This window comes from Paenibacillus xylaniclasticus (assembly GCF_004001065.1).
In the GTDB taxonomy this organism is placed as follows: Bacteria; Bacillota; Bacilli; order Paenibacillales; family Paenibacillaceae; genus Paenibacillus_T; species Paenibacillus_T xylaniclasticus.
Genome location: NZ_BIML01000007.1, coordinates 194,369 through 209,918, shown reverse-complemented (window position 1 = coordinate 209,918; position 15,550 = coordinate 194,369). Strand labels below are relative to the sequence as shown.

Here is a 15,550-nt window from a genome sequence, read left to right as displayed (position 1 = left end):
CCTCCTCTCCTGTTTATCCGCTGTAGCGGTCTTTCCAACGGAGCATCCTTCGCTCAACCAGTGACAGCAAGGAATCCGTCAAAAGGCCCAGTATCGCAAATAAGAAAATGCCTACAAACACGACCGGCGTATCCGCAAATTGCCGCGCATCCGAAATCATATAACCGATCCCGGAGGTGGAAGCGATAAGCTCCGCGACAACCAGGCCTAGCCACGACAATCCGATAGACAGCCTTGCGCCCAGCATAATATTAGGTAGTGCTGCTGGTATAATAAGCCGGACAACCTGTTTGAACCGGCTGTAGCCAAGCACACGGGTAACCTCGAACAGCTTGTTATCTACATTGCGGATGCCGAGAAACGTATTAATATAGAGCGGAAAAAATGCGCCTTTCGCAATAATCAGTACCTTAGATTCTTCTCCGATGCCAAACCATAGAATAAATAATGGAACAATGGCCAGACTGGGAATCATCCGAATCATTTGAATGGTAGGGTCCAGCAGCTTCTCGGTCCGTTTAAACAACCCGACAATGATGCCGAACAACAATCCGAGCGAGCCTCCTAGCAGATAGCCCGATAAAGCGCGCCCTGTACTAACTCGAATGTTGTCCCATAACACGCCTGATGCCGCCAGATCGATTCCCGCTTGGGCTATCGTGTACGGAGTCGGGAACAGCATCTCCGATATGAGTCCGTAATGACCAAGAACCTGCCACAAAGCTAGAAACGTAACTGGCACAACTAGCGCCAATCCGGCAAGTGTCGCTTTCCCAGGAGCTTTGCCGCGCACGGCAGCCGAATTACTCATTGTCTATCACCGCTTTCGTCTGTTCAATGTAAAGGCCGCAGCTAACAAAAAAAGACAAACGGAGGCACTCACGATTAGAACCGATGAGATTGCCTCCGTTTGTACGGTAGACTGTATATTTAATTCCTTTGTATTCCTATTAAATAACTGTGTTATAAAGCAGTAAGAATCTATTATTTTGTCAATAAATAAAGATTAGATCCCTAAGCCGTCCGTGTAGGTCATCTCCTCCACCTGCTCGAACTGACTCAGCACTCGCAGCCGCAGCTCTTGGAACGCCGATGTCGTCTTCTTACGCGGGTATGGCAATTTAACGGGTACAACGGCACTTATTTCGCCTGGACGCGGCTTGAGAATTACGACACGGTTAGCCAAATATACCGCTTCGTCGATGTCATGGGTAACAAAGATCATCGTCGTCTTATTCGTCCGCCAAATCTCCAGCAGCGCCTCCTGCATATGTGCTCTCGTGAATGCATCCAAAGCGCCGAACGGTTCATCTAACAGCAGCACCTTCGGTTGTCGCAGCAGCGCTCTTGCTATTGCAACACGTTGCGCCATCCCTCCGGACAACTCTCGCGGATAAGATTTCTCGAAGCCCTTCAGCTTGACCAGTTCAATTAACTCGTCTACCTTGCGGCGCACTTCTTTATCGCCAAGCGACAGGTCGGAAGCAATATTTTTTTCCACGGTCAGCCACGGAAACAACCGATGCTCCTGAAAAATAAACCCCTTATCAATGCCCGGTCCTTTGATTTCGTTTCCGGCAAGCCGGACTGTACCTGAGTAATTCGTATCCAATCCTGCAATAATGCGAAGCAGCGTGCTCTTGCCGCAGCCGCTTGGACCGATCACCGTTATAAATTCACCTTCCGCGATGTCCAGATTGACATCATGAAGGGCCTGCACAACGCCTTTACCTGATTCAAACCGTTTATTCAGCCCGCTAATTTCTAGCAGCGTTGCCCCCATTCTCTCGTCCTCCAATCGCTGTCTGTATACAAAGAGTCAAAACCAACCATATTTACGGTAATGCTTCGCTTCTGTTATGTACAGTCAGCATGGCACTAAAAAAAGAGGGTAATTGCATAGTGCGTGACGCTTCTTTAATTCACACTTGTCCAATAGGAATTATTGTTTATAAATTAACACGAATCTATAATGCTGTCAATGACTGAATTCATAAAAAATGAATCAATCAGCGTAATTTAAAGTACTCTTGGATTGTTTTATATATCAAATTATGCTATATGTAACCAGAAGAGCACACCTTGAAGCCTATTAAGCTATCGATTCAACAGGCTGCTTTCATTGGAGGGAGAGAATGAGAAGGAATACAACAGCCATATTATTAATTCTACTATTCTTTATTGAACTGTTGGCTTTACATCTAGTAAATGGCTATTTGTATAACGGAGTAATAAAAATTTGGTTGTTCGATCTTATAATGATTCCGCTATTACTTGGGGTTGGGTTTATTAAGCGATTTGATAAACGTAAAACTACAGGCTTTGTTACGCTATTCGTTATAACTCTAATTTTATTTATCATGATTTTGCCATCTATAACTTATGAGAATGGAAAGGCTATAGTTCAGAAGGAAATGAACCGCGAAGCAGAAGCGGCAGCTTTTATTTCTACGGACTACCGTCTCATCCCGACGGCGTCTTCTAAATCTTGGTTTATTAAGGATTATTACTATCATTATGAAGTTGAAGCTTCTGGTGAACGATTGTTTTATGTCGTAAGCCCAGTTAACGGATCCTCATTCCAGCTGGAAGAAGACTTTTTTAGATATGACCGCTAACCCTTATGATAGCAAAGTAGAACCATCTGCTAATCGCCCAGTGGAAAAGGCCGGGATCACCGGCCTCTTCGCATTCGCAGCAAAAGTTATATCTCTCGAATAAATTCACCGCAAGATTCTCTGAAAATAAACGGCGTCTCGAACACGATCGCTTTCGCCTTGGTCGAGGGATCCAGAACTCGTCCCATTGCCAAGCGAATACATGCTGCGGCCATCTCCTCAACGGGAAGCTTAACCGTCGAAAGGGATGGAACGCTATATTTCTCTGCATCATGATCGCCGTAAGTCAAAATCTCCATCTCGTCCGGAATTTTGATATTGGCGCGATTAAACACGGGAAGCGCAGCGACAGCCATCGTTCCAAGCGGGAAGAACATCGCTGTCGGCAATTCTCCCCCTCCATCGACAATCTTCCTGGCCGCTGAATACCCGCCCTCCATCGTCATCGGCGCCGCTTGAATATGCCGTTCCTCCAGCTCGAGTCCATATCTTGCGCATGATTCAACGAATCCCTTAAAGCGCAAATTGTTCTCCGACCGCACCAGATGGTCTGGCACAATTGTGCCGACCTTCCTATGACCGCGCATTGCAAACAATTCAGCCGTTTTGCGGCCGATTTCGTAAGTATCGACATGGACACAGCTGTAGATGCTGCTGTAGCGATTAAACAATACAGCCGGTACGCTGAGAGGATGAGCTTCGAAAAAACGTTGATCCTCCGCGGATATCCCCGTTAGAATGACGCCATGGTACATTCCGCTATCGCATATTTCTTTTATTCTATGAATATTGTTTCTCTTGAACGGCTGGATTGTCATTTCGAATTCATACTCTTGCTCCAGAATCGGACTCTGGGCTCCCATAAAGAAACGGCCTAACAAGTCGGAGGAAAGGTCGGATGGCCAGAATGTAGCAATGATCGGAAGGCTTTGAACACCGGATTGTCTTAACCGTCTTGCCGACATATTAGGCACATAACCGAATCCTTGAGCGGCTTCGAGAATCCGCTGCTGCGTTTTTTTCGAGATCCGCATTTCGTCTCCTCGGCCGTTCAGCACAACGGAAACCGTCCCTACGGAAAGCTTCGTTTTCTCGGCAATTTCTTTAATCGTAGACATCCTGTCCGTACCCCCATTCGTGATACTCCATTAATACGGAAAAGTAACGGCAATGTCAATCCTATTCCCCCTAACCATTAGCTTGATAATCTGGGCATTATTTAGAAAGAACGTTTTAGCAAATCTCACCCATCAACTTTATCTATTGACATTTTTACCTAGTAACGATACGATTCACGCGTAAGCTTCTATTTGCTAAAACGAAATTGCAAATTCTTCATGAAAGGCTGTGATCGAATTAGGACACGAGCGACTCGGCATGGCGGAAATACGTACTCGCAATATACAATAAAGGAGGAGATTGTATTGATTAAGGGAAAGAATCGATTGTTTCAGCCCATTATAATGCTCTTAACGATTGTATCGTTGATACTCGCAGGTTTCTCCGGCCCAGAGCCCGGCGTTTCTGCAGCTGCCGCTAAAGACAAGCCAGCCTTTAAACAGAATGGCTCCATCGTATTGTCAGTTGGCGCGACCTATAAGCTAGAGATCGTCAACAAGCCTTCCGGTGCAAGCTATAGCTGGAGCAGCGACAAAAAAGCAGTGGCAGCGGTTGATCAGAACGGACTCGTTAAAGCTGCTTCAGCCGGCAATGCTAACATCACCTGCAAAATATCAGTTAACAATAAAACAACAGCTCTCACAGCGAAGGTCATCGTCAAGGAGGCAAATATGAATCCATCAGCGGAACCAGCCAAAGTCCCTGTCGATAAGAACGGTTTCGATTCAAACGGAAGAATGGTTGCATATTTCGGATCGCCTGTTATAGACGGCAATACAGATCCAATATGGAATAAAGCGCAAGCGGTTTCACCTTTACATGTATCAAGCAATATCGACACTTCCGCAACGTTCAAAGCATTGTGGGATGACCGTGCGCTGTACATTCTTGCAGAGGTCAAGGATTCGGACCTGTCTGTACAATCCGGAACTCCGTACATGCAGGATTCCGTAGAAGTATTTCTTGATGAGAACAACAACAAAACGCAGGAATACGGCCCCGATGATTTGCATTTCCGCGTCAATTACGAGAATCTGCTGACCGTGGACAACGGAACTGCCGAACGATATTACACCGCTGCAAGAAGAACGAAAGACGGCTATATCATCGAAGCAAGAATCGCTTTGAACACGAAGCCGGATAACGGAAAGGTGCTTGGCATCGAGCTGCAGGTGAACGCCGCACAAGGAACGGAGCGGATCGGGACCATTAACGTATTCGATTCGACCGGCACCGCCTGGAACGATACGACGAAGTTCGGCGAAGTACTGCTTACGGGCAAGAAGAAGGGCGATGTCAGTGGGCTGAACAGCTATGATCTCATCAATTTGATTAAGAGTACGCTGAAGCTTGACCTCAAGCTATACAAAAATGCCAATATCGTTACGGACGCGATTGCAAGCGCTTTCGCCGAAAATATTGTTACGGACCACAAGGTTACTCAAGAGCAAATCGATAAACAATATGCCGCCATCAAGGACGCGATCAGCAAGCTGGAGATGACCGAAGAAGCAGCGAATGAGAAATATTTCAAGCCAGTTCCAGATGAATATCGCGTAGAAAGCAGCAAGCCAGGAACAATTGAAACGTTAACGTATCAAGCCGATAACTTAACCGGTGGACTGGATGACAAGAAGCTGCATGTATATCTTCCATATGGATATGACCCGTCCAATTCTAATCAGAAGTATAATGTCCTTTATTTGATGCATGGCGGGGGCGAGAACGAGGATCTCCTCTTCGGGGGACCTGGTCAGAGCAGAGAGCTTAAAAAAATATTGGACAATATGATCGCTAACGGCGACATTGAGCCGCTCATTGTGGTAACCCCTACGTTCTACGGCGGCAAGGATGATGTAGCTCTTTTCCATGAGGAGCTTATCAATAAGGTTGTTCCTCTTGTAGAAACTAAATACAATACCTATGCCCAATCCGGAAGCTTGAGCGACTTGAAAGCATCAAGGGCGCATCGGGCATTCGGCGGGTTCTCGATGGGCTCCGTCACGACGTGGTATACGTTTATTCATGCTCTCGACTATTTCAAGTACTATATGCCGTTAAGCGGTGACAGTTGGATTCTTGAGCAGAGAGGCGGAGGCCTCCAGCCGAAGGAAACAGCGGAGTACCTTGCCAACGTAGTGAAGAAATCCGGGTATAAGCCGCAGGATTACTATATTTTCAGCGCTACAGGCACCCAGGATATTGCTTATCCGAACTTGAAGCCTCAGATCGACGCGATGAAGCAGTTAACCGATGTCTTTATTTATTCGTCGGATACGAAGAAAGGGAACTTCTACTTTATCGCAGCCGATGGCGGTACGCATGCTTGGAACTGGCAGAACCAATATATTTACGACATCCTGCCGGATTTATTTCGTGGCTAAGAGCTTCTAACCGCTGCCGTTCCTGACAGATCATAATGGCCGAGGAGCGAATTAACGCTCTCGGCCATTTTTAAGGTATTCATTGCTTCTTAAGCTCAATATGCTGCTGCTTCTCATACAAGCTGCGATACGGACCTTGATGACGGACTAAGCTCGCATGGTTTCCTTTGAAAGGAATAGAGAATCCTTCATTTAATAGGATGATTATGTTATATCCCCACCATTTTCAGGAGTGATTCTTAAATGAACGAGCTAACGATAAAGATTTGCACGGACGAGGATTTGCACTTCCTTGCCACGCTTAATAAGCAGCTTATTGAAGATGAACAGCATGATAATAAAATGGACATCGAACAACTAAGAGAAAGAATGAAAGCTTTTATCCATACGGACTATACAGCATATCAATTTATAGAAAATGGTCAAGTCGTTGGCTATGCTCTAATAAACCATACAAAGCAGCCCTTGTATTTAAGACAATTTTTTATATGTCGCAATTATGAAGAAACGGATATGGCAGAAAATCATTTATAAAGCTGCTCGAAACATTGGGCACGAAACATATAGATATCGAGGTCATGTATTGGAACCAAGCTGGGTATTCGTTTTGGAAATCACTCGGATTTAAAGAAAGAAGCATTTATATGAGATTGGAAGAATGAATAACGTAACCGGAATTTCATAAATCGATACCTACAAACCTAAAGGGTATAGGAGGCCCCATCAGCATCATAGAAAACTTCCTTCCAATGTCGAACCATGCGGGTTCCCCATTGGACGTTCGACTCCAGATACATTGGCAGCACGCCTAGAGCCTGCTTAACGGCATACGCCGGCAGATTAATCCCCGCTGCTGTACAATGTACGATCGTCCCCTGCATTCTAGGGTTAATCTCAACAATTTTCGGCTGGTAAGCTCGGTCTCTTCGGATCTGTATCCCAATATTTCCGTGTAACCCCAGACTCTCTACTACTTGAGCAGCATAGTCGATAATGTCTTGATCTTGACGAATAAGCCCTTTGGTCGAAATCCCGCCTGCAGTTGCTTCCCGCAGTCGAGGGACAGCAATCATCACTTTCCCATTGTCCGCTAACACATCTACGCTGTATTCCTCGTAAGGCAAATATTCCATCACCAGCACTTCCGGAAAGTCCTCTCTGCCTTGAATAATGCGAAGCAGCTCGGAATGGCTAACATAAACCGATGTTGGCTTGTGCTGAAACAACAGCTCGAAGCGGTCTACACGGTTGTCCACAATGTGGAAGCCACGGCTTCCATCCGAAATCGTTGGCTTAAAACAGACCGGCTGTTCCGGATACCCGAGTGCTTTTAACGCTTGTGTAAACTGCTGGGCAGAGGATGTGATCTGGAACGAAGGAACTGCAATCCCCAGCTTGTTCAGCTCAGTATATAGTAGACCTTTATTTATGACCGTTCGTAACTGAGAGGCAGGCGACAGATTCATTCTCGTCCCCAACCGGCTGAATACTTCTCGATGCTCCGAAAGCTTCACTAATTCGCCCGTAACGAGCGATAGCAGTACGTCAATTCGCTCTTTCCTGCAAAGCTCTTCGATGAAGGGAATGAACGCTTCCTCTGACGCTCTCGGACCTACATAATGCTGATCCGTCATATGGAATCCGGCCGAAAGCGGATTGCAGTCGACGCCAACAATAAAGCAATAATATTCTTCACTCTTTTTCAGCGATTGAATGACACCTGGAGCCGCAGGAGATCCGGCACCCGTTAGGAGAATACGGACGATTGGCTTCATCTCTCACACACCTACTCGCTTTATTACTAATATAGTCGTGGCCGGCATCGGCTGTCTCGGACGAGCACCTACCGATGCATAAATAGGTTCGAGCATAGGAATCGCTTCATTACCAGCCATAGACTATAACATGTTGACTCGGCGCGTCTATGTTATAAAGACGATAATTTCACCAGATGAAACTAAAATCTTTAAATATCAGATCATCATTGACCGATAAGGGGGGATAACTTGAACATCAAGCCAGCCGAGACCACATCGTCCAAATTTAAAGTCATTCACGCATCTGCTGCAGCACCTGGCGTTACCGTAATTACGAGCACCAACAAACCGCATTTCTTGAAGCATATGTTCGATAATTACCGCAGACAGGTGTGGCCGAATAAGGAATGGATCATTGTATTGAATACAGATAAAGCACCTCTCAAACGGTATCAAGCAATGGCCTCCAGGTTTAAAAATATTCGCGTGTTTCAGCATCCCGGCAGTCGGTCATTAGGACAGTGCTTAAATTTTGCTTCCGCACGAGCCAAGCATCCCTATATCGCCAGGATGGACGATGACGAATATTATGCACCATATTATTTGACCAGCATTATGCGTGCTTTCCGAGAATCTAAAGCAGCCATCGTCGGCAAACGTGCTTATTTCATCTACCTAAACGGTAGCAAGCTGCTGCTGCAGCGCTTTTATGCAGAGCAGCGTTATGTCCCTGTATTGGCCGGCGGAACGATATCATATAAGAAAAGCGTGTGGAGGAAAGTGAAATTCGCGAACCTATCGCTTGGGGAGGATGTGAGGTTTTGCAGGGACTGCCGACGGCTTGGCTTCAAGCTTTACGCAGGGGACAAATATAATTTCTGCGCATTGAGACGGAAGCAGTACAATACGCACACCTGGAAAGTGAGCGATCGGGAATTTATAAAGCACCCGTTCACGCGCATTGTACGGAGAAACTGTACTCACTATGAGCCTATTGTCAATCGCTCATTGAACCCCATGAAATAAGAACGAATGGGTAATCCAACAAGCTGAGGTGAATATGCTGATCCTTGAGCCGACGAGTACGCTCGAAGGTTATCTTTTTGATTCCTGAACTGGCTAGCGACCAAATTGATAACGAATGGGGTGCTGCATAAGAATCCGTTCCTTCTATTTCATAAAGTATGTCATATAGATTCATAGAATAAGAAGAAGGTGTCATTAAGAATGGGCATTGTTCACTACAGCTTGCAGCGTGTATTAATATTAGCCCCGCATGCGGATGATGAGACAATCGGCTGCGCTGGTGTCATCCAAAAATATGTTCATCAAGGCAGCTCGGTTCGAGTCATTATCTCCTCTTTAACATTAAGCGACTCGATACGGTACAGTAAGGAGGACAGCGGCTATGGAACCTATAGTGGAAGAACGAGAATATTAGAATTACAAGAAGCAATGAGTCTGCTCGGCGTAGAGGACTACCACATTCTGTATCCAGACCGTTCCGGCAAACAGCTGTACGATGGAAAGCTCGATCTGCTTCCACGAGCCGAGCTGGTTGCCAATATCGAACGCCATATCGAGCAGTTCCGTCCAACGGTGATATACATTCCATCCATCACCAAGCACCAAGACCACGAGGCGCTTCATCGAGCAGCAATAGCGGCGGCCCGCCCATACTTCTGGAATGGCTCTATCTTGGTCTATGAGACTGACGGTGAGCTATCCTTTCAGCCGAATCTATTTATATCGCTTACGAAGGAGGAAATGGAGCTCAAAATGAAAGCATTGGAGGCTTATCAAACTCAGCTTGGATCGATACGCCATCCTGTTCATCCGGAAAGCCTCTATCATAAAGCCAAATTCCGTGGCAATCAAATATACGAGGAATACGCGGAAGCATTTGAAGTCATTCGAATACAGGGGTAAGGTCAGGTTCAATGATAGGTTATCTCAATAAATTCGTGGAGCTTAGAGAGGAGATTATGATGACAAGGAATGCCGGCCCTTTAGTTGGCGTCTCCGTTATTACTTGCACGAATCGGCCGCTGTTCTTCAACCAATTAATCAACAATTTCCGAAGACAACGCTACCGCGCCAAAGAGCTGATCATCGTTCTGAATAAGGACAGCATGAGCTTGGCAGCTTACCGTCGGAGGGCACTACCTTTCTCAAATGTCAGAGTCTATAAAATTCCAGAAAAAATTTCTTTGGGCAGCTGTTTGAACTACGGGATCGGAAAAGCTAAGTATTCCATTATCGCCAAGTTTGATGATGATGACTATTATTCTCCTAACTATCTGAACGAGCAGGTAGATGCGCTTCATCGTACAAAGGCTGGAATCGTTGGAAAAGGAGCTCATTTGAAATATTTCGAAGGCAAACGCCTTCTCGTCATGATCTCCCCCTCCCAGCATAATAAATTCGTCAATAGTGTGGCCGGGGGAACATTGCTGTTCACGAAACGATTGCATCTACGGATACGTTTTGCTTCACGAACGCTCGGAGAAGATACCAACTTTATTCGCAGGACGCGTGCTAACGGGTATAAGGTGTACGCTACTTCTCCTTACAATTTCGTAGGCATTCGAAGAAGAAATAAACAGAGCCATACATGGAAATTAAGCGACAAAGCGGTGATGAGAGGAAGTTTATTAGTTGCAAAAACAACGAATTATCGCATATGGGCGGACCGACGGGTGAAATGACAATCACTCCATAGGTATCGCTATTTCTTTGGTTAGCTCCTAGCGGAAACTTGTTATAGAATAATTAGGAAGAGGCTTATGAAGAATCATTGTATCCTGCACTTCCTGATCATCCGACCTCGATCGAAACGGCTGTTATTGATCGAACGGTATCAAGCGGTGAAAAGCTTCCTTGGTGCGATGGGATAGAAATCATTCATACACCCGGCCATTTGCCAGGACATATCTCCTTGTACTTGCCTTCTAGCAAGACGCTTATTGCAGGTGATGCCTTAGTCATTGAGGATGGGAAGCACAACATCGCGAATCCGCAGCATACACTTGACCTGGAAGAAGCCATAACCTCTGTAGAGAAACTGCTTGAATATGATATCAAGCAGCTCATATGCTACCATGGGGGGTGTTTCAGGGAGATATTCAGGAGACACTGCAGCATCTCATTCATAGATATAAAGCTTAATAACCAAAACGAACAAAAGGTTGTGCAGAAAACAGCATCATTGTTTTCCGCACAACTTTTCTTGGGGCTTATTGAGCAGTCCCAGACATATTCAATGACCAAAATTATTTGGCTATATTCTTTCAAGGCTTAAAAGGCGCACTCATCAGTCGTATTCGTCAATTCTGACCATCTTGCGGATAATAACTTCGCATAGTCCAAAGAAGACAATCCATAATGCCCCAATGCATACCCGTCGTTCACCTCAATTAACAATGTCTCCCCTTTATCGGTTACGCCTATATCTACAGCATATCCTTTAGGTGCGGACTTGAATTGCTTGACGATATTATCAATGACTCGATAGTCGCAATGCAGCCTCCAGTCTCCCCTATACCTGCGAACATCTAGAATATTCCCGTATCTGACGAAGCATCTCCACTCCGCTACGAAATTAACTACATCCGAGCATAATATTTCAGGATCTTCACCATATATCCCGCATCCCATTAAATCCCTCGTGCCTCTAACCACAACTCCGGTAAACCTCTTATCCTCAACCGGCTTAATAAATACGTTCCAATTATCCGGGTTATTTGCGATCGTGCTCAGTCTTGACTTCCATACCTTTCTTCCTAAGAAAGAAGTTAATTCTTCTGGATAGTCCATCTCAGGTGCAACAATATCATATTTGCCAAGCATCGCTCTAACATCGTTAACATAACTAACAATAACGTCTTCCTTCTAATGATCAGACAATTCATTTACATCTTGAAAATAGCGTATTTCAAAACCCATTTGCTTGAATCCGTCATAAGCAGCATAAAAATTATGGTTCGCGATTTCATTATCAGCGCCTTATTTAGGTATATCTTCATCATAACTCACCGCGTCAAATTGTTGCGAGAATAACAGTTCTTTAAGAACACCTTTCATCGACCTTTACGGTATCATTATAGATAACAACAGAAGAATATCCCGACAACGACTCGGTATAGGAGCACACCGTTTCTTTGATGCTTCGGCCATTCTCATCTGTGAACAGGAGATAGACGCTGCTCTCACCGGATAGTTTGAGATCGGGCTTAATCGTTGCTGATGTCCCCGATTTAATGATCAAGTCTCGCTTATTAACCTGAGCCGCAGCAGAGCTCGAATTGGATTCGAGGCCAACCTCAACCGATACAATAGCCGCATCGGACTGATTGTCTATGGAGACAGAGAGAGGTAGAAACTGACGGACCGTGTTAGAGTTCAATATTTCCCTTCCTACAAAGACCAGCACAATGACAGCAACAGCCGAAGCCCCAAGCACCCACCACATATTTGATCTTCCTGTCATCAAAATTCACATCCCATTCTTACACATCTAATACTGACAAATCATATATACCACAATTTAATCCAGAATAAACAACCTTTTTCATTTTCAGAAAATATAATAAATCATTTAAGAATTTACATCAAAAATAATTTATAATATGATATGCTAGAAAGACTACCGTCGCTTATTGAACATATTAGTATTAATCTACGGCTCATTAAAAAAGGTGTTGATGCTCTTGTATCCCCTGCAAACCAATTATCCATTGCCTGGAGGAGACACAATTTACGAGCCTAGTGGCAATTAGAGACTACACTCCAGCCTGTTGAAATTGAATTGCTTTCAACCCCGCGGTTTCAAAGATTGCAGTTTCTCAATCACGGGGGTGCCACATTCATAAATACGCCTTTACAGTTCAACAGATTGCAGCATACACTGGGCGTATTCTCACTTATCGCTTATTTTGAACCGACGAATATTACACTCCGTGTTGCCGCATTATTACACGATATTGGCCACCTACCTTTCAGTCATCTACTTGAGCCCATTCTTGAGAGAAACCATCATGCAATAACAGAAGAGATCATTGAACAAGATCGGAATATTTCCTCGATTCTTAGAAAATACAGCATTCCAAAAGATGAAGTTATCAAATGTATTTCAGGCTTACAGCAAAGCTTGTTGCGTTCAACTTATCCTAATGTCCATCTTGATCACCTGGATTCATGGGTTCGTACAGCCTCAGCTTATGGGCAGATGCCAATATCTCCGAAATCCTTTATTTTATCTCATTCAACAAGCAATGGATTACTTCATTCCGACTTGAACAACGGACTACTCTTATTCGAGCTCATATGCTCCGAGGCCAAACTGCATGCTTCTGCCACTAATCTTGGTGTGAATGCTGTATTAAAAAATCTGATAGAACGTATATTGATGCGCGGCTTACTCAAACATGAAAGTCTCGTAACGATGACAGATATTGAGTTACTCCATCATTTACTCTCGCATGATTGTACTTCCCATGAATTAAAGAAGCTTCTGTATATGCCGCATCTATTGAGAGTGACCAAAGATATCTCACTGGTAAAAGTGGAGAACCCTTTAGTCACCGAGGTCAATAAACTCTATATCTCAATACCAATCGTCAATCAACGACAGATAACCGAGGAAAAACCAGAACTTCATGAGAGATTAAAAGCTTTAGATCATTTAAGGGGAACTTACTATGTTTATTGGTCAGAAGATGCCTGTTCCGAATAAGAGATTTTCAAACCTTAGTCGATTGCGCCGTCAGGCGCAAAAAAAAGACCGCTGTCGGCTAACGCCGACACGCGGTCATCAAAATTTAAACCGTGCAGCTTGACGCTGCATATCTTCTGCGAGTCGAGATAGATTTTGTACCGAATCCATCATCTCTTGCATAGCCAACAATTGCTCTTCAGATGCGGCAGAGCTTTCAAGAGATAATTGAAGTCCCTCTTCGGATATCGCGTTCACATGTTCAATTTTGACGGTGATTTGCTTACTGAAATCTTTAATTTCATCAACCGAAGCTGTAACTTCTCTCACTTGCCGGGTAACGTTAAGAATAGAGGCTGCTATATCCGCGAAAGCGTCCTTCGCCTCATGCGTGCTTGTTAATCCATCCGTGACAAGCTGGCCTTCCTTCTCCATATATTCAGCTGCCTCAGCAATGCCTTGTTGGATCAACGTAATCAATTCAATTACTTCTTCTGCAGAACGACGTGTTTCTTCTGCCAGCTTACGGATTTGATCAGCGACTACTGCAAAGCCTTTACCTTGTTCGCCTGCGCGCGCAGCTTCAATTGCCGCATTAAGAGCTAACAAATTGGTCTGCTGCGATATGGTTGTAATCAAGGAAACGACCGCACTAATATTATGGGAACGTTCCTCTAGTAGTCGAATGACCTGCGCTGTGCTTTCCGTAGTCAAGTTAATTTCGTTCATTTGTACGACTACGTTATTGATCAATGATACAGCCTTGTTCGTTGATTCTGTGGAATGCACTGTCGCTTCCAGCATCGCTTCACTCGATTGGGAGATTCGCTCGACTTCCGATACGATTTCCTCCACATTACCTGATGTTTCTTTAAATGATTCGAGCTGTCTCTCCGCTCCTGCCGCGCTTTGCTGTGAAATATGAACGACTCGTCCAGCAGTGGTTCGGCTTTGATCTGAGGATGCCGACAGCTGTTCCGCGGAGGCCGCGAGATATTCGCTCGATTCCGAGACGTTCGAAAGCATACCACCTAACTCCTGAACCATTCGATTCATCGAGTCCACCATGTCCCCGATTTCGTCTCTGTTCTTAATTTTTACCCGTTCAATCGAGAAATCTCCGTTTGCCAATCTGCCCATGACTGCCGAAACCTTCATAACAGGCTTAGAAATAAACCGGCTAATGAATAAACTGATCGCGATCCCCAATACAACCGCAATTACCGTCGCCCAAATGAGCATATTATGGATGAAATTAGTTTTTTGTGCAGCTTCAGCTTGATCTTTGGCCATTACAGTTGTAGCTGTATTTAATACACCGTCTATCTTCTCATTAAAGCTCGCTTCTGCTTCTTGGAACTCAGCCGACATCAATAATTCCACATCTTCGTCGCTGTTTAATTCATGAAGCTCGATGATCTTTTCGATCAATGCGTGATACGTTGCATATGCTGCATTGAGATCGTTAATTTGCTTTTTGGCCGCTTCATTAGGTGCGGTAACTTCAAACTGTTCGAATGACTCATTGTATATTTCCAGAGAGTCTGAATATTCTTTCCTAAATTTCCCGTCATTTGTTAACAATAGACCTTTAATCGCGTTCTCCTGTGCGATCGTTTCGGTTTTCAACTGCTTAACATTTTCGACGACAATTTCACGTCTTTTGAGCAAATTCGAATAAGATGAATCCACTTTGTCTACTTGTACTATAGAAATCCATGAAACAACAGCCAATAACACCAGTACTGCCATAAATCCACTAACGATCTTAGTTGCAATTGCAAGTCTAAACCTAGATGTCTTCATGATGTCTAGTAGGTCCTCCATTTAATCCAACTCGACCAAATGATACTTATGAAAGTCGAATGATCTTTCTGATTAAGGTTATATCGGTATAGGAGGTATGAAGGGATAATAGCATATTTGAATTATCATTTAATGTTCACAAAGTTGTAACAG

The 15,550-nt window shown here is 44.5% G+C and carries 14 protein-coding genes and 1 pseudogene; 8 read left to right on the top strand and 7 right to left on the bottom strand.

Features of this window, described 5'->3' with window-relative positions; translation table 11 throughout:
- Window positions 1-13: 13 nt before the first annotated feature.
- Together PXY01_RS11425 and PXY01_RS11420 are read right to left on the bottom strand one after the other, a co-directional pair.
- A complete protein-coding gene (locus PXY01_RS11425) occupies window positions 14-811 on the bottom strand; it encodes an ABC transporter permease (protein ID WP_127569965.1) in 798 nt (265 codons plus the stop codon).
- A gap of 195 nt (window positions 812-1,006) precedes the next feature.
- Window positions 1,007-1,783, bottom strand: coding sequence for an ABC transporter ATP-binding protein (locus PXY01_RS11420; protein WP_127569964.1), 777 nt, complete (start codon window positions 1,781-1,783; stop codon window positions 1,007-1,009).
- A gap of 352 nt (window positions 1,784-2,135) precedes the next feature.
- Here PXY01_RS11420 and PXY01_RS11415 point away from each other — a divergent pair, with 352 nt between their 5' ends.
- Window positions 2,136-2,618, top strand: coding sequence for a hypothetical protein (locus PXY01_RS11415; RefSeq protein ID WP_127569963.1), 483 nt, complete (start codon window positions 2,136-2,138; stop codon window positions 2,616-2,618).
- Between the two features lie 86 nt (window positions 2,619-2,704).
- On the opposite strand, the gene PXY01_RS11410 is transcribed toward PXY01_RS11415, so the two are convergent.
- Entirely contained in the window at window positions 2,705-3,736 is a 1,032-nt protein-coding gene (locus PXY01_RS11410; RefSeq protein ID WP_127569962.1) for a LacI family DNA-binding transcriptional regulator, read from the bottom strand.
- 306 nt (window positions 3,737-4,042) lie between these two features.
- On the opposite strand from PXY01_RS11410, the gene PXY01_RS11405 reads away from it, so the two are divergent.
- Together PXY01_RS11405 and PXY01_RS11400 are read left to right on the top strand one after the other, a co-directional pair.
- Window positions 4,043-6,121, top strand: a complete 2,079-nt coding sequence (locus PXY01_RS11405) for a sugar-binding protein (RefSeq protein ID WP_218028221.1) — start codon at window positions 4,043-4,045, stop codon at window positions 6,119-6,121.
- Between the two features lie 243 nt (window positions 6,122-6,364).
- The gene (locus tag PXY01_RS11400) at window positions 6,365-6,655 is read left to right on the top strand and encodes a hypothetical protein (protein ID WP_127569961.1); all 291 of its coding nucleotides are present in this window, start codon (window positions 6,365-6,367) and stop codon (window positions 6,653-6,655) included.
- Between the two features lie 167 nt (window positions 6,656-6,822).
- Here PXY01_RS11400 and PXY01_RS11395 read toward each other — a convergent pair whose 3' ends face one another.
- Window positions 6,823-7,896 (bottom strand): ATP-grasp domain-containing protein, encoded by a 1,074-nt coding sequence (locus PXY01_RS11395; protein ID WP_127569960.1) that lies wholly within the window; start codon window positions 7,894-7,896, stop codon window positions 6,823-6,825.
- Between the two features lie 231 nt (window positions 7,897-8,127).
- Between PXY01_RS11395 and PXY01_RS11390 the strand changes: the two genes are divergently transcribed.
- The 4 genes and pseudogenes from PXY01_RS11390 to PXY01_RS11375 all read left to right on the top strand — a co-directional run.
- Window positions 8,128-8,904, top strand: a complete 777-nt coding sequence (locus tag PXY01_RS11390; RefSeq protein WP_127569959.1) for a glycosyltransferase family 2 protein — start codon at window positions 8,128-8,130, stop codon at window positions 8,902-8,904.
- 201 nt (window positions 8,905-9,105) lie between these two features.
- Window positions 9,106-9,807, top strand: coding sequence for a PIG-L deacetylase family protein (locus tag PXY01_RS11385; protein ID WP_127569958.1), 702 nt, complete (start codon window positions 9,106-9,108; stop codon window positions 9,805-9,807).
- 56 nt (window positions 9,808-9,863) lie between these two features.
- Entirely contained in the window at window positions 9,864-10,586 is a 723-nt protein-coding gene (locus PXY01_RS11380) for a glycosyltransferase family 2 protein (protein WP_246027887.1), read from the top strand.
- 119 nt (window positions 10,587-10,705) lie between these two features.
- A pseudogene (locus PXY01_RS11375) lies at window positions 10,706-11,046 on the top strand (MBL fold metallo-hydrolase); the annotation flags it as partial.
- A 129-nt stretch (window positions 11,047-11,175) separates the two neighbouring features.
- On the opposite strand, the gene PXY01_RS11370 reads toward PXY01_RS11375, so the two are convergent.
- Together PXY01_RS11370 and PXY01_RS11365 are read right to left on the bottom strand one after the other, a co-directional pair.
- Window positions 11,176-11,727, bottom strand: coding sequence for an ATP-grasp domain-containing protein (locus PXY01_RS11370; RefSeq protein WP_246027885.1), 552 nt, complete (start codon window positions 11,725-11,727; stop codon window positions 11,176-11,178).
- 217 nt (window positions 11,728-11,944) lie between these two features.
- Window positions 11,945-12,367 (bottom strand): hypothetical protein, encoded by a 423-nt coding sequence (locus PXY01_RS11365; protein WP_127569957.1) that lies wholly within the window; start codon window positions 12,365-12,367, stop codon window positions 11,945-11,947.
- Window positions 12,368-12,772: 405 nt separating this feature from the next.
- Between PXY01_RS11365 and PXY01_RS11360 the strand changes: the two genes are divergently transcribed.
- Window positions 12,773-13,612 (top strand): HD domain-containing protein, encoded by an 840-nt coding sequence (locus tag PXY01_RS11360; RefSeq protein ID WP_164744387.1) that lies wholly within the window; start codon window positions 12,773-12,775, stop codon window positions 13,610-13,612.
- A gap of 78 nt (window positions 13,613-13,690) precedes the next feature.
- Here the strand turns inward: PXY01_RS11360 and PXY01_RS11355 are convergent, their stop codons facing one another.
- Window positions 13,691-15,397 carry a methyl-accepting chemotaxis protein gene (locus tag PXY01_RS11355; RefSeq protein WP_164744386.1) on the bottom strand — a complete coding sequence of 569 codons (1,707 nt, stop codon included), beginning with the start codon at window positions 15,395-15,397 and terminating at the stop codon, window positions 13,691-13,693.
- Between the last annotated feature and the right edge of the window lie 153 nt (window positions 15,398-15,550).